Genomic DNA, 18,854 nt, shown 5'->3' with positions numbered 1-18,854 from the left:
CAAGAGCAGTAGGGAGACAATCTTGCAGAAGTCCGTTGCCAAACCCTTTGCGGCCGATGCCGCCGCATCCACCCCCATTGCCGCGAGCGCGGCGCAACGCTACGGCCAGTTGTTTCTGCTGGTGCTGGCCGCCGGTGCGATCTACCCGATCCTCTACCTGCGTCAGGTCTATCAGACCACGATGCTCGATGTCTTCCATATCGACAACGAGCAACTGGGCTATCTGTATTCGGTGCTCGGCATGGTGTTCTTCCTCTGCTATCTGCCGAGCGGCTGGCTGGCCGACCGTATCGCGCCGCGTCTGTTGATCTGCTTTTCGCTGATCGGCACGGGCGCGCTCGGTCTGTGGTACTCCACGGCGCCCTCGTTCCCGGTGCTGATGGTGATCTTCTGCTGCTGGGGCCTGACGACCGGTCTCACGTTCTGGGCTTCGGTGCTCAAGCGGGTGCGCATGATCGCGGGCGCGCACGAGCAGGGGCGTTTCTTCGGCTTGCTCGACGGCGGTCGCGGACTCGTGGAAGCGCTGCTCGCCACCATCGCGCTGGCGCTCTTCGCGGCAGCGACGAGCGGCGGCCGCGGCGAGGCCACGGCACTGCGTCATGTGATCTATCTGTATGCGTTCACCTGCATCGCGCTTGGCGCGTTGATGAGCTTCTTCAAGGACCAGGCCGGGCAGACCGCTGCGAGCGAAGCGGCGCAGGGGCAAGACGGCGAGACGCGCAATTCGCCGTGGCGCGACCTCGCCGCGCTCGCTTCGATTCCGCAACTGTGGCTTGTCGCAGCCGTGGTGTTCTGCGGCTACCAGATCTTCTGGGCCACCTACAGCTTCTCCGCCTATCTCCAGCAAGGCGAATTGCATATGAGCGTCGTCGCGGCCGGCATGGTCACCACGCTCAAGCTCTGGATGCGCCCGCTCGGTGGCATCGGCGGCGGCTATCTGGGCGACCGGCTCTCGAACGTGCGCGTGCTGATCGTCGCAATGTTCCTCGCGGTGCTCGGGCTGATCGGTCTCATCTTCCTGCCGGCGTTGCGCAATATGGCACTGCTCGGCGCCGTCGTGCTCTTCATCGGCCTCATGACCTACGCAATCCGCGGGCTCTACTGGACGCTCCTCGACCATTGTGCGATTCCCATGCGCATCACGGGCCTCGCCATCGGCATGGTCTCGCTGATCGGCTACTCGTCGGACATTTTCCTGCCGCTCGTGAATGGCTATATCACGCAGCACTACGCCGGGATGCTCGGCTATCAGATTTACTTCGCCTATGTGGCGGCCATCGGTGCGCTCGGCGGCGTGGCAGCCCTCGCGCTCAAGCGCATGACTCACTCGAAAACGGTTTGAACCATGAAAGTCGTCTCAATGCAAACGCATGTCGTCGCGGTGCCTCCGCCGCACATCGGCGGCATGTACTGGATCTTCGTCACGCTGCAGACCGATTGCGGCATCGAGGGCGTGGGCGAAGTCTATGCCGCCACGTTCCACCCGGACGTGATGGTGCCCGCCGTTGCCGACGTATTCGAGCGCTATCTGCTCAACAAAGATCCGCATCATGTAGAGCGCTTCTGGCGCGAGGCCTACTCGAGCGGCTTTACGCAGCGCCCGGACCTCACGATGATGGGCGTCGTGAGCGGCCTCGAAATGGCCTGCTGGGACATCATTGGCAAGGCGGCCAACAAGCCGGTGTACGAACTGCTGGGCGGCATGGTGAACGAGCGGCTTCGTTCGTATACCTATCTCTATCCGAAGAACGCGAAGGGCGAGTACGACTACGACGATCCCGACCTCGCCGCCGAATGCGCGGTGCAGAACGTGAAGCTGGGCTTTACCGCCGTGAAGTTCGACCCGGCGGGCCCCTACACCGCCTATTCGGGCCACCAGCTTTCGCTCGAAGTGCTTGACCGCTGCGAAGCGTTCTGCGGCAAGGTGCGCGAGGCCGTGGGCAGCAAGGCCGACCTGCTGTTCGGCACGCACGGGCAAATGGTGCCGTCTGCGGCAATCCGGCTGGCGAAGCGGCTGGAGCAGTACGACCCGCTCTGGTTCGAAGAGCCGGTGCCGCCGGGGCAGGAAGAAGCGATGGCCAATGTCGCGCGTCACACGTCGATCCCCATTGCAACCGGTGAGCGCCTCACCACCAAGTACGAGTTCCACAAACTGCTCTCTGCGGGTGCGGCCTCGATCCTGCAGATGAACGTGGGCCGCGTGGGCGGGCTGCTGGAAGCGAAGAAGATCGCGAGCCTTGCCGAGGTGCATTACGCTCAGATCGCGCCGCATCTCTACAACGGCCCGGTCGGCGCCGCGGCAAGTCTCCAGCTTGCGGCCTGCACGCCGAACTTCCTGATTCAGGAAAGCATCGGCACGTGGGACGGTTTCCACGCGCAGGTGCTCAAGCAGCCGATCCGCTGGGAAGAGGGCTACATCATTCCTTCGAAGGCACCGGGCCTCGGCGTCGAACTCAATATGGACGTGGTGCGCGCGCATACGCCTTATACGGCCAGGCGCCTGCATCTGCAGATGGCGGACAGGCCGGCCGACGTGCGCGATACCTCGCCCGCGCGCGGCTAAAGCAAGGAACACAGCGATGAACTACGACTACATCGTCGTCGGCGCCGGATCGGCGGGCTGCATTCTCGCCGAGCGGCTTTCGGCCTCGGGCAAGCACTCCGTGCTGCTGCTCGAAGCGGGCGGACCGGACAAATCGTTCTGGTTCAAGATCCCCATCGGCTTCGCGAAGCTGTATTACCACACCGTCTATAACTGGATGTATTACAGCGAGCCGGAGCCGGAGCTGGCGGACCGCAAGATTTATTGCCCGCGCGGCAAGGTGCAGGGCGGCTCCGGGTCGATCAACGCGATGATCTACGTGCGCGGCGCCCAGCGCGATTACGACGACTGGGCCGCAGCGGGCAATCCGGGCTGGTCGTATCGCGACGTGCTGCCGTATTTCCGCAAGCTCGAATCGCATCCGCTGGGCGATACGCAATGGCACGGTGCGGATGGCCCCGTGCGCATCACACCGATGAAAGACGGTGCGCATCCGATCTGCGAGACCTTCATCGAAGGCGCGCAGCAACTGGGCTACGAACGCAACGAGGACTTCAACGGCGCGCGCCTGGAAGGCGTGGGCATCTACGACGTGAATACGCGTAACGGCCGCCGCGATTCGAGCAGCGTGGCCTATCTGCATCGTGCGGGGCATCGCCCGAATCTCACGATCGAACATCATGCGCAGGCTACGCGCGTGTTGTTCGACGCGGCGCGCCGCGCGACGGGTGTGGAAATCGAGCAGCAGGGCAAGAAGCGTACGTTCCATGCGAACCGCGAAGTGATCGTTGCGGCGGGTGCCGTCGATTCGCCGAAGCTGCTGCAACTCTCGGGCGTCGGCCCGCGTGCGTTGCTGGACCGGCACGGCATCGGGCTCGTGCACGAACTGCCGGCAGTCGGGCAGAATCTGCAGGACCACCTGTGCGTGAGCTTCTACTATCGTGCACGCGTGAAGACGCTCAACGATGCGTTCGGTAGCTGGGTGGGCAAGCTCCAGTTCGGGCTGCAATATCTGCTGACCCGCAAGGGCCCGCTTTCGATGAGCGTGAACCAGTCCGGCGGCTTCTTCCGCACGAATCCGGACGAAACACAGCCGAACATGCAGATCTACTTCAATCCGCTGTCGTACCGGATTCCGAAGTCGAACCGTGCCTCGCTCGAGCCGGAGCCTTACTCAGGTTTCCTGATTGCCTGCAATCCGTGCCGACCCACGAGCCGCGGGTCGGTCGAGATCGCCTCGGCGCGTGTGGAGGATGCGCCGCTCATTCGCGGCAACTATCTCTCGACGCAAAAGGATCGCGACGAGGTCATGCAGGGCGGCCGCCTCGTGCGCCAGCTCATGCAGGCGAAGGCGCTCAAGGACATCACAGTGGAAGAGGTATCGCCCGCCGCGGCCGTCACCGACGACGCGAGCATGCTGCAATACTTCCGCGAGCAGAGCGGCTCGATCTACCACCTGTGCGGAACCTGTGCGATGGGGCCCGACCCGCAGACGGCGGTGGTCGATGCACGCCTGCGCGTGCACGGCATCGAAGGACTGCGCGTGGTGGACGCTTCGATCTTCCCGAACATCACCTCGGGCAACACCAATGCGGCGGCGATGATGGTGGCGGAAAAGGGCGCGGCGATGATCCTCGAAGACGCCGGGCACGGTGAAGACCCGTTCTCGCACCGGCCGGTGCGCGCGGGCACTCAGCGGGCGGCGGCGATTTCGTCCTGAAGCCACCGCCGGAACAACTGGAGCGGCTTCGACGCTCTCTGTTCCGGCCGCACCACGAACCAGTACGACTGGCGTCCATCGACGTGCACTGCGTTGACGGGCGCCAGTTTGCCCTCGGCCAGTTCGCGGCCGATCATGTTGCGGTCGGCAATCGTCACGCCCAGTCCTTCGATGGCGGCGTTGATCGCATGGTCGAGCAGATCGAACTCGTAGCCGCCTGAAGTATCCACGCCCTCGATGCGGGCGGCATCCAGCCAGTGGCGCCATGTCAGATAGCGCTGATTCTCGCCGGCCAGCACGTGCAGCAGCGTTTCCGCCGCGAGATCGAGCGGACCGCGCGCGAGCAGCGCCGGCGCGCATACCGCGATGTGCTCCTCGTGCATCAGCAAGGAGCTTTCCAGTCCTTCCCATTCGCCGTCGCCAAAGCGGATCGCGCAGTCGAGCGCGGTCGAATCGGCGAGGCTGTCCTGCAAACGGGTGGTCACGCTCAATTCCAGCGCGGGGTGCCGCGCGTGAAGCTTCGCGAGGCGCGGTACCAGCCAGCGGCTCGCGAAGGTCGGCGGCACGTTGACCCGCAGGCGGTTGATATCGCTCTTCTGCTGGATCGTGCGCACGGTCAGTTCGATACGGTCGAATGACTGCTGGAGCGTGCGTAGCAGCGCGCGGCCCGCTTCGGTCAGTTCGAGCCGGTGGTGGTGACGTTCGAGCAGCGTTTCGCCCAGTTGCTCCTCCAGTTGGCGAACCTGGCGGCTCACGGCGCTCTGCGTCACGTTTAGTTGTTCCGCGGCGCGGGTGAAGCTGCCGCTCGTGCCCGCGGCTTCGAACGCCTTGAGGGCGTTCAGCGCGGGCATCTTACGCTTCAATTTCGTCTCCTGTCGGCGGATGGCGCCGACTGTAGACGGCGCTTCGTGGGAAGCGCGCAGTATACCAGGCAAACACGCAGGCAAACACGCAGGCAAACGCACAGGCAAACGCACAGGCAAACGCACAGGCAAACGCACAGGCAAACGCACAGGCAAACGCACAGGCAAACGCGCAGGCAACTGAGCAAGCGACTCCGCAGGCACCACCTCAGGCATGGAAGCAGGCACAGAGCCAGGTACAGAGCCAGGCATCACCGCGGCCCCAAAACGGCGTGGTCGAGGCGCCATTCAGGCGCTCGCTTTGGTGCGCGAGAGCGCCGCCAGGCCCACGGTCACGGCGAGCGCGAACACGTAGAGGCCACCCGCGCCCAGAAAGCGCATGAAGAGCGAGCCGACCGTGGGGCCGGCCGCACCCCCGATGGAGAAAACAAGCAATAGCGTCGCGCTGGTTTTTACGCGCGCGGATTGATCGACGCGGTCGTTCACGTCGGAGACGATCACGCCGTAGAGCGTGAACGTGAGCGCCACGTAAAGAAACAGCACGCAATCGACGAGGAGCGGCGCGCGCACCACGATCAGCGTGGCGGCGAGCACCGCGGCGGCAGCCGATACGAGGCCCAGCGTGGCACGCCGGCCCATCCGGTCCGAGAGCTTGCCCACCGGCCACTGCGAGAGCAGTGCGCCGATCAGCACGATGCCCATGGCGTGCGAAATATCGGCGGCCGGAAACCCGATGCGCTCGAGATAAACGGGCGTGAGCGCGTAGAACGCACTGGAGAGGAGACCCGCGCCGATGCAGGCCGGTACGCTGCGCGGGGCGGCGCGCCTGAGTTCGCTCAGGCCGTCGAGGAGCAGCGTGGGCCGCTTGGGCGTCGCGAGCGGCGAAGTGGGTGCGCAGGAGGGCGACGAGACTGGCACCTGCCAGTCCCCGATCAGCGCGACGGGAATGAGCGCCCCCACGAAAAGGGCGTTCACGAAGATGCGTTCGAAATCGCTGGCGCCCGTGCCATCCGTTGTGGTCAACCCGAGCAGGAACTGCCCGACGCTCACGCCCAGATAAGTCAGCACGAGATAGACCGCGAATGCCTGGCCGCGGCGCGCGTTCGGCACCGCGCCGTTCACGCCGCTTTCGATCGAGGTGAATACGCCCACCATGCTGAAGCCGGTCACGAGCCGCAGCACCGCCCAGGCGCCAGGCGTATCGAACGACAGATAGCCGAGCGCCGCAAGCGCGGTGAGTGCGGAAAAACCGATGAATGCGCGCTGCGACCCGACGCGTGCGACGAGCGGGCCCAGACCGAGCGCCCCACCGATATAGCCGACGTAGTAGCAGGACTGCACGAGGCCCACGTCGAGCGCGGAACGCTCGACGTGCAGCATCCTCAACGACACCAGCGTGGTGAGCAGGCTGTTGCCGCAAATCAGGAGCGTATAGCCGCTGAGCAGCCCGATCAGCGACCGCATGCGCGACGCGTTAGTGCGGCACGCCGGCGCGGCGTTCGACGAAGCGGCTCACGTAGTCGTCGGCAGGGCGATGCAGGATGTCGTCGGGCGTGCCGCACTGGATCAGGCGGCCGTCGCGCAGGATCGCGATCTGGTTGCCGATGCGCAGTGCCTCGTCGAGGTCGTGCGTGATGAACACGATCGTTTTCTTCAACGTGGTCTGCAGTTCGAGCAACTGGTCCTGCATTTCCGTGCGGATCAGCGGATCGAGCGCCGAAAAAGCCTCGTCCATCAGCAGCACGTCGGTATCCGCAGCGAGCGCGCGGGCGAGGCCGACGCGCTGGCGCATGCCGCCCGAAAGCTCGTCGGGATAGTGGTTCGCGTAGCCCGCGAGTCCCACCTTGCCGAGCCATGCGTGCGCCTTCTCATGCGCGACGTCCTTCTTCTCGCCGCGCGTGACGAGGGCGTAGGCCGCATTGTTGAGCACGGTCTGGTGCGGCAGGAGTCCGAAGCTCTGGAACACCATGCTCACGCCATAGCGGCGCAGCTCGCGCAGCCCGCTTTCGGAGAGCTTGAGCACGTCCTTGCCGTCGATCAGGATCTCGCCCACGGTCGGCTCGATGAGCCGGTTGAAATGGCGCACGAGCGTGGATTTGCCCGAGCCCGAAAGGCCCATGATGACAAAAATCTGGCCCGAGCCGATGGACAGGCTCACGTCGTTCAGGCCGACGTTGCAGCGCGTTTTGTCGAGCACTTCGGCCTTGGTGGCGCCGCCGCGCAGCATGGCGAGCGCCTGCTCGCCCGCTTCGCGCGTGCCGAAGATCTTGTACACGTGTTTGACTTCGATGCCGCTCATGTTCGTTACCTCGATGCTTTGTCGGTGCTGCGCGGGTCCGCTGCTTCGCCGTGCGCACCCGCGCGGACGCATTCACATTTCGCTCTGCCGCTTGCACGGTCGCCTACTTCGCGGGCTGGCCGCTCAGCTCGCCGCTCTTCGTTTGGTCCGTGCTTTCGGCACGGGCACGCCGGAACGGAATGCGCGACGGCTGCTTCTGGCTGCGCGAGAGACGCCGCGTGCGGCGCCCCTGGCCATAGCCCTGGCTGATGCGGTCGATCACGATGGCGAGAATCACGATGGCGATGCCGGCCTGCATGCCCTTGCCCACGTCGAGCGTCTGGATGCCCGCAAGCACGTCTTCGCCCAGGCCGCGCGAGCCGATCATCGAAGCGATCACGACCATTGAGAGCGCCATCATCGTGGTCTGGTTGATACCGGCCATGATGCTCGGGCGCGCGAGCGGCAACTGCACCTGGAACAGCAACTGCGCGCGCGTGGTGCCGAAGGCGCGGGCCGCTTCGACAATCTCGCCGTCTACATGACGGATGCCGAGATCGGTGAGGCGGATGAGCGGCGGCAGCGCATAGACGACCGTGGCGAGAATCGCCGGCACCTTGCCGAGCCCGAACAGCATCAGCACCGGGATCAGGTACACGAAGCTCGGCAGCGTTTGCATGACGTCGAGCACCGGCAGCAGGATGCGCCGCAGCGTGCCGCTGGACGCCGCGAGAATGCCGATGGGAACCCCCAGTGCGACGGAGATGAGCGTGGAAACGAGCATCAGCGCAAAGGTCTGCATGAGCTTGTCCCACAGCCCGAAGCAGCCGATCAGGTAGAGCAGGCCCACGAACAGGAGTGCCACGCCGATGCGCCGCGAGGCGTGCCAGCCGAGCAGCCCGACGGCGAGCAGCACGGCCCAGACGGGCGTGGCGCGCAGCAGGCTTTCGAGCGGCACGAGAACGTAGCGCAGCATCAGCACGCTGAAGTTGTGGAAGGCGTCGCCGTACTGCTGCACGAACGTCGTGACCTGGTCGTTGACCCAGTCGGCGATGGAGAGGTGAAGGAAGGGGGATCCCATGGTGTGCCTCATTCTGCGGAAGTCAGGTGCCGCGTGGCGGGATTGCCGCCGTGGTCCGGCAAGCGTCGGTCAGGTGCGCAGGCCCGCCTGCACGCGCGCCGCGACGTCCGGCGTCACCCATTGCTTCCAGATTTCGGGGTGCTGCTCGAAGAAGGTGCGCGCAACGGTGGAAGCGTCGAGCTTCTTGTCGTGCATCTGCTGGACGAGTTGCTCGTCGAGCGTGAGCGGCAGGCTGATCTTGTCGAAGAACGCCACGGCGTCGGGCTGCGCTTCGTAGAACGGCGTGGAGACCGCCACCGTGAGGTGTGAGACCTTGAACGCGGACGCGCAGGGCGTGCCCTTCGGATCGGCGATGGTGCTCCAGCAGGCGTCGCTGTACGGCGCGCCTTCCAGTTGCACGAAATGGTACTTCGCCATCAGGCCCGCGGGCTGCCAGTAGTAGAAGAGAATGGGCTTGCCGCGCTCGTAGGCGGAAGCCACGGCGGCGTCGAGACCCGCGCCGGTGCCGGGGCGGAAGTTCGTGTAGTCGTCGCCGAGCTTGTAGGCGTCGAGCAGGCGGTTGTTGAAGCGCTCGCAGTCCCAGCCCGAGGGGCAGTTGTAGAAGCGGCCCTTGCCCGGTTCTTCGTCGTCGGCGAAGAGGTTTTTGTACTCCGGCAACTGCGAGATCGAGCGCAGTTGCGGCGCGAGCGGCTTGATGCCGCGCGCGGGGTCGCCGTGGATCACGTAGTCGGGGACATACCAGCCTTCGCGGTCGCCGCCGGGGATCAGTTCGCCCACGAGCTTCACGCTGCCGTCTTTCATGCCGCGCGCGATGATGGGGCTGCGGCCGGTCCAGTGTTCGGCCCAGACTTGCAGGTCGCCGTTGGCGAGTGCGGTTTCGGTGGCGGCGGTGGCGCCCGGCACGACCTCGGTTTTGCAGCCGTAGCCCTTTTCGAGCACGGTGCGGACCATCTCGGTCATCAGCGCGCCGCTTTCCCAGGTGATCTGGGCGAGCTTCACGGTCTTGCCTGCGCCGCACCAACCGGGCGCGGCGGCAAAACTGCCGGTTGCGGCGCAGGCGAGTGCGAGCGCAGCGGCGAGGCGGGCGCCTGCCAGCTTGATACCTTGCATGTTGTCTCCTCCGTTACGGATGTCTTGCGCCGGGTCGTCAGGTCTTGGCTGAGCCCGTCGTTCAATTCACGCGAACAGAGTCTAGCGGCAGGGTTTCGGGTTGCGAAGCCACGAATAGTCATTGAAGCATTACCTGTTCTCATGCCACGCAGATCGCCTCCCGCGGCGATGAATGCGCCTCATGCCCCCATGAGATTTCGTAGCTTTTGTGTGTGTGGCGCTTGTGCTGGAATTCGTCTCGACGCGCACGCCACAGCGGCGAATCTGCAGCTTTCTGTGGTTCCCCCCTGAGGCGTTGCAGTGCACAACAACCCGGCAATTCCAGGAGACGGAGTCAGACATGAAAGCTTTGGAAGTCTATATCGGCGAGGGTTTCGCGGGACCAGGCGTAAACGCTGCCCATATCAACATCATGATCGGCCCGCGCAACGGCCCGGTGGGCCAGGCGTTCACGAACAGCCTGTCCTCGCCCTCGCAAGGCCACGTACCTTTCATGGTGGTCGCGCAGCCCAACGTGCCCGTCAAGCCCGTCACGCTCTACGCGAACAAGGCGGACATTCGCGGCGACCTGCACGGCAACGCCACGTGGGGCGCCTCGCAGGCCGCCATCGCGAAGGCCGTGACCGAGGCGATGCTGGACGGCACGCTGCCTCCCGAAGCGGAAAACGAATGGTGCATCGTCACGGCGAACTGGGTGAACTGGGCCTGCGACGATCTCGACGCGGTGTACGAGAACAACTACACGGCCTGCAAGACGGCGATCCACGCCGCGATGAACGGCCTGCCGAAGCTCGACAAGCTGGCCGAAGTGCGCGACCAGATCAGCAATCCTTTCTATACCCCCAAGGCCCGCGCGGCTTGACCCAGACCTCCCGACAGGTGACCGCCATGCAATACGTACAACTGGGACGCTCCGGCCTGAAAGTGTCGCGTCTGTGCCTCGGCACGATGAACATGGGCACGCCGGACTGGAAGCCGTGGATCTACAACGAAGAGCAGAGCGAGCCCATCGTGCGCCGCGCGCTCGAAGCGGGTGTGAACTTCATCGACCTCGCCGATTTTTACTCGACGGGCGTGGGTGAGGAAGTGGTCGGGCGCATCGTGCGCCGGATCGCGAAGCGCGACGAACTCGTGCTCACGACCAAGGTGGGCTACCCCATCGGCAACGGCGTGAACAACCAGGGGCATTCGCGCAAGCACATCATGGACGGCATCGACGGATCGCTGCGCCGCCTGCAGACGGACTACGTCGATATCTACATGCTGCATTACTTCGACGTGAACACGCCCGTCGAAGAAACGATGGATGCGCTGAACGACATCGTGCGCGCAGGCAAGGCGCGCTATATCGGCGTTTCGACGATGTTCACGTGGCAGTTCGCGAAGATCCTGCAGGCCTGCGAGCGTCACGGCTTCGCGCGGCCCATCAACATGCAGTTGCAACTGAACTGCGCGTACCGCGAAGAAGAGCGCGAAATGATCCCGTTCTGTCTCGACCAGGGCATTGGCGTTTCGGTGTTCAGCCCGCTCGCGCGCGGCCTGCTCTCCGGCGACGCGAAGTCCGTGCGCAACCAGACCGACTTCTTCACCGTGCAGATGTACGACGATGAGGTCTCGCGCGATATCGCGCGATCGGTGGCCGAAGTGGCGAACGCGCGCGGCGTGTCGAGCGCGCAGATCGCCCAGGCCTGGGTGCTGGGGCGCAGCGGCGTTTCGTCGATGCTGGTGGGCGCGGACACGGTTGCGCAGTTCGAAGGCGCGCTCGCCGCACTGGAGACGAAGCTCGACGCCGACGAACTGCACGAACTCGAGCGCAACTACACGCCGTGCGACGTCATCAACGACTACGTGAGCGCACGTATACCGCGTGTGCCGCGCCCGGCACGCCGTCTGGAGATCGCAGCATGATCCAGGGACTCAAGGACAGTGCGCTCTGGCGCACATCGAACTCTATCGACGGCGAATGGGTCGGCAGCGATGCAACCTATCCCGTGGTTGATCCGGCGAACGGCGAACCGCTCGCGCAGGTTGCCCGCGCGGGCGGGCGTGAAACGCTGCAGGCCGTGGCCGCTGCGTCGCACGCGTTTCCCGCGTGGCGCGATGCTACCGCTGGCGAACGCAGCGCGAAGGTGCGGCGCTGGGGCGAACTGATGCTGGAGCACCGCGAGGACCTCGCGCGCATCATGACGGCCGAGCAGGGCAAGCCCTATGCGGAGGCGCTGGGCGAAGTGGCCTATGCGGCGAGCTTCCTCACGTGGTTTGCCGAAGAAGCGAAGCGCGCCTATGGCGACGTGATTCCGGCGCCGAAGAAGGGCACCCGCGTGGTCGTGACGAAGGAGCCCGTGGGCGTGGTCGGCGCGATCACGCCATGGAATTTCCCGCTTGCAATGGTCACGCGCAAGGCCGGCCCCGCGCTCGCCGCAGGCTGCACGATGGTGCTCAAGCCTTCCGAGGAGACGCCGCTTTCCGCCTTCGCTCTCGCGGTGCTGGCGGAACGTGCCGGCATTGCGCGCGGCGTGTTCAACGTGGTGTCGGGCGATGCACCGGCGATTGGCGACACGCTGATGGCTTCGAAGGCCGTGCGCAAGATCTCGTTCACGGGTTCGACGCGCGTGGGCAAACTGCTCATGCGCGCGGCGGCGGACAGCGTCAAGAAGGTTTCGCTAGAGCTGGGCGGCAATGCGCCGTTCATCGTGTTCGACGACGCGGATCTCGACGCGGCCGTGGAGGGCGCGATGGCCTCGAAGTTCCGCAACACGGGCCAGACCTGCGTGTGCGTGAACCGCTTCTACGTGCAGGCGGCGGTGCACGATGCGTTCGTCGCCAGGCTCGTGAAGGCCGTGGAGGGACTGCGCGTTTCGAACGGCATGGAGGCGGGCGCAACGCAGGGGCCGCTCATCAATCGCGCCGCGCTGCACAAGGTGGAAGCCCACGTGAGCGACGCGAAGGACAAGGGCGGCACGGTGGTGTGCGGCGGCCGTCCGCATGCGCTGGGGGGCACGTTCTACGAGCCCACGGTGATTACCGGCGCGCATGGCGGCATGATGCTCGCGCACGAGGAAACCTTCGGTCCGGTGGCGGCGGTGTTCCGCTTCGAAACGGAAGAGGAAGCGATCCGCGCGGCCAACGATACGGACTTCGGTCTCTCCGCGTACTTCTACGCGCGCGACATCGGCCGGGTCTGGCGTGTGGCCACTGCGCTGGAAAGCGGCATGGTGGGTATCAACGAGGGCATTATTTCGACCGAGGTCGCGCCATTCGGTGGCGTCAAAGAATCGGGCCTGGGCCGCGAAGGTTCGAAGTACGGGCTCGACGAATACCTGGAAACGAAGTACATGATGATGGGCGGTCTTGGCTGATCGCGTTGTCTTGCTGGAAGGTTGCAGAGTGGGTTGAGGCCGCCGCGCGAAAGCGTGGCGGCTTTTTTGTGCGCGGGTTTTGAGGGCGGTGAGTGACGTATCCACAGTCGCCGGGACGGAAAGTCTATAAAGCTGTTGAAATACAGTTCGTCGGCGCGCGAAATCCCTTTCCCAAAGTGCCGCTGCGTCGGTTTGGTCCGTGTTGAATTGATTCCGAGCGTCCTGATATGCCTTCCGCGTCAATCGTGCGAGCAAGGGATCACGCTCGGCCGTCCGGCGCTGGCCGGACAGTTGTAGCCAATCGAGAGAGTGGTCTGGATCAGCGACACCCATGCGGTATCCAGTGAGCCTCCTGGACTGCCTTAGTTGCGCCCAACTACGATGAGGGTTGGGTGAAATCAATTAGTCTTCAGGAGCGCGAAACTCGGCTAGTTTCTCAGCATCCTTGCGTCGCTGATGTCTCTCAAGTACAGCCGCCCAGAATGTCGTTGCTGCACCGATGCCCAGGAAGATCGGGCCGAGCAACCAGGCCATCGCATTCTTTCGGGCACCAAGCAAAAAGACGCAACCAATGGCGAGAAAAATCCCACTTATAACTTTCAGAGTCTTAACGAAACGGAAGGGTTGCTGGAACATTTCTAAACTAGTTGTAGTTGGACATGCATTGCGCTTTATCTGCCCCTGCATTCTGGCAGAAATGCTGGAGATACGATGCGTCATCGACTGGAGTAACGCTCCCGGGAATTGCGGACGGTGCTAGTATTAGGGTATTCGGTGCGCCGTATGTAGCACCGTCTGAAAATTTGGCAAAAAGTAAATTGTTTGATAAGTCCATTATTTCATCGTATGTTGCTAATGAGGAATGGCTATTTGTGGTATTGGTTCCTTCTATTACGTAAAGCGATGATGTATCGGTCGCGAGGGGCACTTCAAACGAGAGAAGGCTCTTATAAAGATAATTCCAGAATATTTTCAGATATCCTAGATAACTATTGATCGTAGATGCAACGTCAGCTGCGAGTGCGATAGCAATGCCCGCGATTGCGGCCTCAGGTGCAATCTCTGCAATGACAACAATTGTCGCAACGAGGGTTCCAGCAGAGCTGATTAGATTTATTATGTCGTTTGCCTCAATTTTCTTATTCGGATCTTGCCAATCTGACACGACCTTGAGCAGAATCGAGGTTGCGGCGAACGTATTGGCTTGTATTCGAATTGGTTCCAGCATCGGGGTAATGTTGACAACCGTCGCAATCAGGATGCCCGTATCGGAAACTATGTTTAATGTTTTTCCATCGGTAATCTCACTCATTATGCTCGAATACAACTGCATACTATTCGAACCATCTTCGACCCACTTTAAAGCAAATTCAACGGTGAGAGACATCATTGCTCCGGCTGAGAGATATTGCTCCAGGGGGATATAGAGGCGACAGGGCCAACAATCTGTTGCGATAAACTGTTCGACGAACTCTGCACCAAAATATACCGGTAGTAGAGAGTCGAACTATGGAGCGTCGGTTTGTAGCGGGGCATAGCGATGAACGAATGGCTTGCATCTAGCTTGACGTCGATGGTGTCAACCACTTGTGAGAATGAGCGGTCTGTCGCAAGCTGAATAGTTATCAAAATAGGGGTTTTTCTATCGCCTATCTTGATGACTCTGATCCAAAATCGCCACGATCCGTCCGGCATCTTCATGGCACGATTTCCATTTGTCAGGACGTACTGGTTGTCTGAGCGTGTAATTTCAGGCTTGAATGGTGCTGCGCGAATCACCGGTGCAACCGAGACGGAAACAATAAAAGAAGCAATAGACTTCAAAAATCTTCGTCGTTGATTCATTGTTAACCCAGAAGGAATATATTTTTATGAAATGCGTTTTCCTTGTTATTTAAAATTGAGATGACCTCAATCCAATTCGATCGGGATATCCCGGATTCCGATTGAGTTCATGTCTGAAAAATAGATTACAGTGATTTGTATCTGGATGTCAAGAAAATTGCGGACTATATAATGTGGCTAAAGAAGCATAATCCAGGAATTTATTAAGAAATTCAAAATTTCCATTTTTGAATGAGGGAATTATAGGTTATTTTATGCGCCATGAGTTGATTGAGCGCTTCATCGTGAAGTGAGTTAAACGAAGGGCCTGTGTAGAACCGGCAGCCTTTTCCCAGTTTGGTTTATGCCGGTCTGTATACATCGTGCGCAGTTACGATCGGGTTGCCCCGTCGAAAGATACAGTACGGCTGAGGTCATATCACAGTCCCAATTGGACCGGCTACGCCAGCAGCCAGCGCAAACGCAAATGTATCGAGTAGGTCTTCGGTTGGGGCAAAACGGTCGGCCGGACTCGTCAGGCGATGTATCGCGGCCGCGAGCGGGTCAAGCAGTAATTCAGGCGGCCTACAACCTCCTGTGCATGCGTACGCTCGCAGCCAGAGCCGCGTAAACTCGCCAATCCGCGAGCAGACGGTATTGCCTCCGTCTGAATTAAGGGCGCTCAATATCAATTCGACACCGGCCAAACCGACGCAGCAGTTCTTTGGAACGCGACTCCGCGCGCCGGCGAGGTGTATTTCAGCAGCCTGCTACGCAAGCAGCCGCAACGCCTCCGCGAGCGACAGCACCGTCGTGCGCGAATCGAATGCCGTAGAGAACAGATGCTCATGGACCACGGGGTCCGGGTCGTAGCAGCAGTCCTTGACCGTATAGAGCCGGAAGTCGGCATCGCTCGCATACGCAACCGACGACAGCACGACGCCGGTCGAGGCAATGCCCACCAGAATCAGCGTATCGATGCCTTGCGCGGAAAGCCGCACCGCCAGGTCGGTGCCGAAGAACACGCTCGCGCGATGGGCGACGATCAGCGGTTCATCGGCCCGCTGGCCCAACTCGGGCGCGACGCGGTCATCGGTGAAGAGGCCGAGTTGCTTGATGCCCTGGCCGTTCTTGTTCAACGGGCTGACTTCCGGATAGCCCGGACGGAAGCGCAGGTTGGCGAACAAGACGCCGATGCCCTTGTCCCGTGCCGCATCGCAGAGCTTGCGTGTATTGGCGAGCAGGGCCGGTGCAACCGATGGAAAGAGCCCGAGTATATCGGTCTGGTAGTGCATGACGACCAGCGCGGTTCGTGCCGGCACGATGGCGGGCATCTGCGCGGCGGTACGATTGTTCCCGTCGTTTCCATTGGCGGTCATTGCGCTGCCTCGTTTCGGATATTGAACGCAGTGGGCATCATACTTCACACCATTGCTACGGCAGCTGCGAGCTGTTCGATAAAGCCGGATTCCAGCCGACCTTCCTATATCATGGCCGTTTAACGTAGCGGAATTGCCTCCATGCAAGTGCTAGTCGACGCCGATGCTTGCCCCGTCGTCATCAAGGACATGTTGTTTCGGGCCGCGCGGCGTACCGAGGTATCGGTGACGCTGGTTGCGAACCAGTATTTGCGCACGCCGCCGTCGCCCTTCATCAAGTCGATTCAGGTGCCGGCGGGTTTCGACGTGGCGGATGCCCGCATTGTCGAACTGGCCGTGTCGGGCGACCTGGTGATTACCGCGGATATCCCGCTGGCCGCCGCGGTAATCGAAAAGGGCGCCCATGTGCTCGATCCGCGCGGCAACTGGCTCACGAAAGACAATATCCAGGAGCGCCTGACGGTACGCGACGTCATGGATCAGCTTCGCAATGCCGGCGTCGATACGGGTGGGCCGGCTCCCTTCAGCCCGCGCGACAGCAAGACATTCGCTGGCGAACTCGACCGGTTTCTCGCCCGCCACGGTGCGCCGAAGCGCGGCGCCAGCTGAGCGCCGGAGCCTCTTGTTTTCGTTGTGCACCAGGGGGCCCGGTTAGCGCCAGGCCGCATTCACACCTGGCCGGCTTTTCAGACTCAAGTGCAACGCCCTCAATGCGCAAAGCTGCCGCCAATCTGCGCGGCGAGGCTCGCACGCAGCGCATTGCGCCGGCGCCGTATCGCGTTGCCGCTATCGCTCCAGCCATAGGCGGGCGGACGCGGCAGCAGGAACCAGCCGTTCCAGCGCGCGGCCGCCCCGCATTCGCGGGACAATGCATCGTAGTCGGCAGAGACGCGGCGTCTGCGCAGGCAATAGCGCCAGCTTTCGTAGATGTGGCTGCGCTTCGCGATGATGACCGTCCCGTGCGCGCCCATTCCGGCCGCTACGCATTGTGCGAGATAGACCGCCAGGACCTTCGGCCGCAAGCCGTGCCAGCGTTTGGTCAGGGCGCGAAACAGTTCGCGTCCGTTGGACGGCGAGTCCGGCCCCTGGACCGATCCCACGCACAGGCGCGCCCGCTCGATCTTGCCGCCGAGGCACGCCACGCTGAACGTGCAGGACACCACGCGCCGCCCCGCCATGTCGCGTATGCAGAGCGTCCAGTCGCCTTCCATCTGAAACTGGTCGAGCGATTCGAGCGTGACCTGCCATTGCTCGGCGCCCACGGCGAAACGGGCGATCACCGTGGAGCCTTCGCGGGCAATGCGTTGCGTGATGTTGGGCGCGTACCGGAGGCTCCACGCCTGATGGTAGAGACTCACGGCAATCCGGTCGTACGAACCGAAGGCTTTGTGCAGGAAAGGCCGATGCGGCCGTTCGAGCGCGCGCGGATGGCGCATGACGATCTCCCGCAGCGGCGAATTCGAACAGCGCCGCAGCCAGACGATGGTAGGGTGCCAGCAGACGAGCGAGCGCAGCCACAGCCGCGTGCGGCGCCATCGATGAAAAAGCGTATCGCCCGGATAGAGGGTCAGCGCGGCCCGGCGGATCATCGAAAGCGACAGGAAGAAGTCCGCGAGCCACGGAAGCCGTATGCCGAGTTTACCGATGATCTGGGTCATGGGGCGTCGTCCCTTGCAATGTTGCAACGGGCCGGATGCTAGCGCTCGGGACGGCGGGCGATTGTCGAGTTCGGTGCTGATTTGTGCAATTTTGTAGCGCGGCGCCGCATTCCCGGGGCGATACGGTGGAGGCCCCATCGCATGGCGATGGATTCGGGCAACGCAGCGGGTATGATGGCGGCTGCGCACGCCCCAGGCGCCGCGCCCGAAACCCTCTCAACGCTGAACGATTCACCCATGGCTTCCCGGATCCTGCTCGTCGAAGACGACAACCGCCTGTCCGCCCTCGTAGCGGGCTATCTTCGCAAGCACGGCTACGATGTCGATGTCGTGCTGCGCGGCGGCGATGCGGTGCCGGCCATCCTGCAGCGCCGGCCGGATCTCGTGATTCTCGACGTCAACCTGCCGGACAAGGATGGCTTCCAGATCTGCCGCGAAGCGCGCGAGCACTACGATGGCGTGGTCATCATGGTGACGGCGCGCGACGAGCCGTTCGACGAGTTGCTGGGTCTGGAATTTGGCGCGGACGATTACGTGCACAAGCCCGTCGAGCCGCGCATCCTGCTGGCGCGGATCCGGGCGCAACTGCGCCGCGTGACCGGGCGCAACGGGGAAACTTCGAGTCCGCCGGAAAGCTACGCGTTCGGAAGGTTTGCGATAAACCGCACGAGCCGGTCGGTCAGCTTGCCGGACGGCAGCGTGCCGGAACTCACGTCGGCCGAGTTCGACCTGCTCTGGATACTCGCGCGTCACGCCGGCGAAGTGGTGAGCCGCGACGACCTGATGCGCGAGCTCCGCGGCGTGGAGTTCGACGGGATGGACCGCACGATCGACGCCGGGATTTCGAAGCTGCGCCGCAAGCTGCAGGATGATGCGGGGCACCCCCAGCGGATCAAGACCGTGCGCGGCAAGGGATATCAGTTCAGCAAGATCGGCTGGGAGTGAGCCGAGGGCGGGCGTCGGATTTTTGCCACGCAATGATCCGGCTCAGCGCTTTTTCTCGCGCACAAAACGCTACATTTCCGGCCGAAACGCGACAG

General features: G+C 62.7%; 18 protein-coding genes and 1 pseudogene. 9 read left to right on the top strand and 10 right to left on the bottom strand.

The window, feature by feature from the left end:
* The first annotated feature begins 22 nt into the window (after positions 1-22).
* Genes BFE01S_RS11525 through BFE01S_RS11515 form a run of 3 tightly spaced genes read left to right on the top strand, consistent with a single transcriptional unit; the run spans position 23 to position 4,262 of the window.
* Complete coding sequence (locus BFE01S_RS11525) at positions 23-1,342, top strand: MFS transporter (RefSeq protein ID WP_407668202.1); 1,320 nt, start codon at positions 23-25, stop codon at positions 1,340-1,342.
* Between the two features lie 3 nt (positions 1,343-1,345).
* A complete protein-coding gene (locus BFE01S_RS11520; protein ID WP_028225620.1) occupies positions 1,346-2,563 on the top strand; it encodes a mandelate racemase/muconate lactonizing enzyme family protein in 1,218 nt (405 codons plus the stop codon).
* A 16-nt stretch (positions 2,564-2,579) separates the two neighbouring features.
* Positions 2,580-4,262, top strand: a complete 1,683-nt coding sequence (locus BFE01S_RS11515; protein WP_028225619.1) for a GMC family oxidoreductase — start codon at positions 2,580-2,582, stop codon at positions 4,260-4,262.
* On the opposite strand, the gene BFE01S_RS11510 is transcribed toward BFE01S_RS11515, so the two are convergent.
* From BFE01S_RS11510 to BFE01S_RS11490, 5 genes are all read right to left on the bottom strand, one after another.
* Positions 4,235-5,113, bottom strand: coding sequence for a LysR substrate-binding domain-containing protein (locus BFE01S_RS11510; RefSeq protein WP_042337558.1), 879 nt, complete (start codon positions 5,111-5,113; stop codon positions 4,235-4,237). The genes BFE01S_RS11515 and BFE01S_RS11510 overlap by 28 nt on opposite strands.
* A 300-nt stretch (positions 5,114-5,413) precedes the next feature.
* Positions 5,414-6,589, bottom strand: a complete 1,176-nt coding sequence (locus BFE01S_RS38330) for an MFS transporter (protein ID WP_042337513.1) — start codon at positions 6,587-6,589, stop codon at positions 5,414-5,416.
* A gap of 10 nt (positions 6,590-6,599) precedes the next feature.
* Positions 6,600-7,424 carry a quaternary amine ABC transporter ATP-binding protein gene (locus BFE01S_RS38325; protein ID WP_052420862.1) on the bottom strand — a complete coding sequence of 275 codons (825 nt, stop codon included), beginning with the start codon at positions 7,422-7,424 and terminating at the stop codon, positions 6,600-6,602.
* Positions 7,425-7,527: 103 nt separating this feature from the next.
* Positions 7,528-8,484 carry an ABC transporter permease gene (locus BFE01S_RS38320; RefSeq protein ID WP_042337512.1) on the bottom strand — a complete coding sequence of 319 codons (957 nt, stop codon included), beginning with the start codon at positions 8,482-8,484 and terminating at the stop codon, positions 7,528-7,530.
* 69 nt (positions 8,485-8,553) lie between these two features.
* Positions 8,554-9,594, bottom strand: a complete 1,041-nt coding sequence (locus BFE01S_RS11490) for an ABC transporter substrate-binding protein (RefSeq protein WP_028225617.1) — start codon at positions 9,592-9,594, stop codon at positions 8,554-8,556.
* 340 nt (positions 9,595-9,934) lie between these two features.
* Between BFE01S_RS11490 and fae the strand changes: the two genes are divergently transcribed.
* From fae to BFE01S_RS11475, 3 genes are read left to right on the top strand one after another with little or no spacing between them, the layout of a single operon-like run.
* Entirely contained in the window at positions 9,935-10,456 is a 522-nt protein-coding gene (gene fae / locus BFE01S_RS11485; RefSeq protein WP_042337511.1) for a formaldehyde-activating enzyme, read from the top strand.
* A gap of 26 nt (positions 10,457-10,482) precedes the next feature.
* On the top strand, positions 10,483-11,502 hold the full coding sequence (locus tag BFE01S_RS11480; protein ID WP_028225615.1) for an aldo/keto reductase: 1,020 nt from the start codon (positions 10,483-10,485) through the stop codon (positions 11,500-11,502).
* On the top strand, positions 11,499-12,953 hold the full coding sequence (locus BFE01S_RS11475) for an NAD-dependent succinate-semialdehyde dehydrogenase (RefSeq protein ID WP_028225614.1): 1,455 nt from the start codon (positions 11,499-11,501) through the stop codon (positions 12,951-12,953). The genes BFE01S_RS11480 and BFE01S_RS11475 overlap by 4 nt, the downstream gene beginning before the upstream one ends.
* A gap of 402 nt (positions 12,954-13,355) precedes the next feature.
* On the opposite strand, the gene BFE01S_RS11470 is transcribed toward BFE01S_RS11475, so the two are convergent.
* From BFE01S_RS11470 to BFE01S_RS11465, 3 genes are read right to left on the bottom strand one after another with little or no spacing between them, the layout of a single operon-like run.
* Positions 13,356-13,589: a hypothetical protein gene (locus tag BFE01S_RS11470; protein ID WP_028225613.1), complete on the bottom strand. Its 234-nt coding sequence runs from the start codon at positions 13,587-13,589 to the stop codon at positions 13,356-13,358.
* A 7-nt stretch (positions 13,590-13,596) separates the two neighbouring features.
* A complete protein-coding gene (locus BFE01S_RS44210; RefSeq protein WP_169742622.1) occupies positions 13,597-14,343 on the bottom strand; it encodes a hypothetical protein in 747 nt (248 codons plus the stop codon).
* Positions 14,340-14,798: a hypothetical protein gene (locus BFE01S_RS11465; protein ID WP_156966982.1), complete on the bottom strand. Its 459-nt coding sequence runs from the start codon at positions 14,796-14,798 to the stop codon at positions 14,340-14,342. The genes BFE01S_RS44210 and BFE01S_RS11465 overlap by 4 nt, the downstream gene beginning before the upstream one ends.
* A 431-nt stretch (positions 14,799-15,229) precedes the next feature.
* On the opposite strand from BFE01S_RS11465, the pseudogene BFE01S_RS44205 reads away from it, so the two are divergent.
* Positions 15,230-15,408, top strand: a pseudogene (locus BFE01S_RS44205) (IS5/IS1182 family transposase); the annotation flags it as partial.
* A 139-nt stretch (positions 15,409-15,547) separates the two neighbouring features.
* Here the strand turns inward: BFE01S_RS44205 and BFE01S_RS11460 are convergent.
* The gene (locus BFE01S_RS11460; RefSeq protein ID WP_028225611.1) at positions 15,548-16,156 is read right to left on the bottom strand and encodes an isochorismatase family cysteine hydrolase; all 609 of its coding nucleotides are present in this window, start codon (positions 16,154-16,156) and stop codon (positions 15,548-15,550) included.
* Positions 16,157-16,297: 141 nt separating this feature from the next.
* On the opposite strand from BFE01S_RS11460, the gene BFE01S_RS11455 reads away from it, so the two are divergent.
* Entirely contained in the window at positions 16,298-16,765 is a 468-nt protein-coding gene (locus BFE01S_RS11455; protein WP_028225610.1) for a YaiI/YqxD family protein, read from the top strand.
* A gap of 98 nt (positions 16,766-16,863) precedes the next feature.
* Here the strand turns inward: BFE01S_RS11455 and BFE01S_RS11450 are convergent, their stop codons facing one another.
* Positions 16,864-17,814, bottom strand: a complete 951-nt coding sequence (locus tag BFE01S_RS11450) for a DUF535 family protein (protein ID WP_028225609.1) — start codon at positions 17,812-17,814, stop codon at positions 16,864-16,866.
* 237 nt (positions 17,815-18,051) lie between these two features.
* On the opposite strand from BFE01S_RS11450, the gene BFE01S_RS11445 reads away from it, so the two are divergent.
* Positions 18,052-18,759, top strand: a complete 708-nt coding sequence (locus tag BFE01S_RS11445; protein WP_028225608.1) for a winged helix-turn-helix domain-containing protein — start codon at positions 18,052-18,054, stop codon at positions 18,757-18,759.
* The last annotated feature ends 95 nt before the right edge of the window (positions 18,760-18,854 follow it).

Origin of the sequence: Paraburkholderia ferrariae NBRC 106233, from assembly GCF_000685035.1 — a bacterium.
Lineage (GTDB): Bacteria > Pseudomonadota > Gammaproteobacteria > Burkholderiales > Burkholderiaceae > Paraburkholderia > Paraburkholderia ferrariae.
The sequence above is the reverse complement of the archived record's forward strand: the minus strand, read 5'-3'. Positions and strand labels throughout refer to the sequence as shown.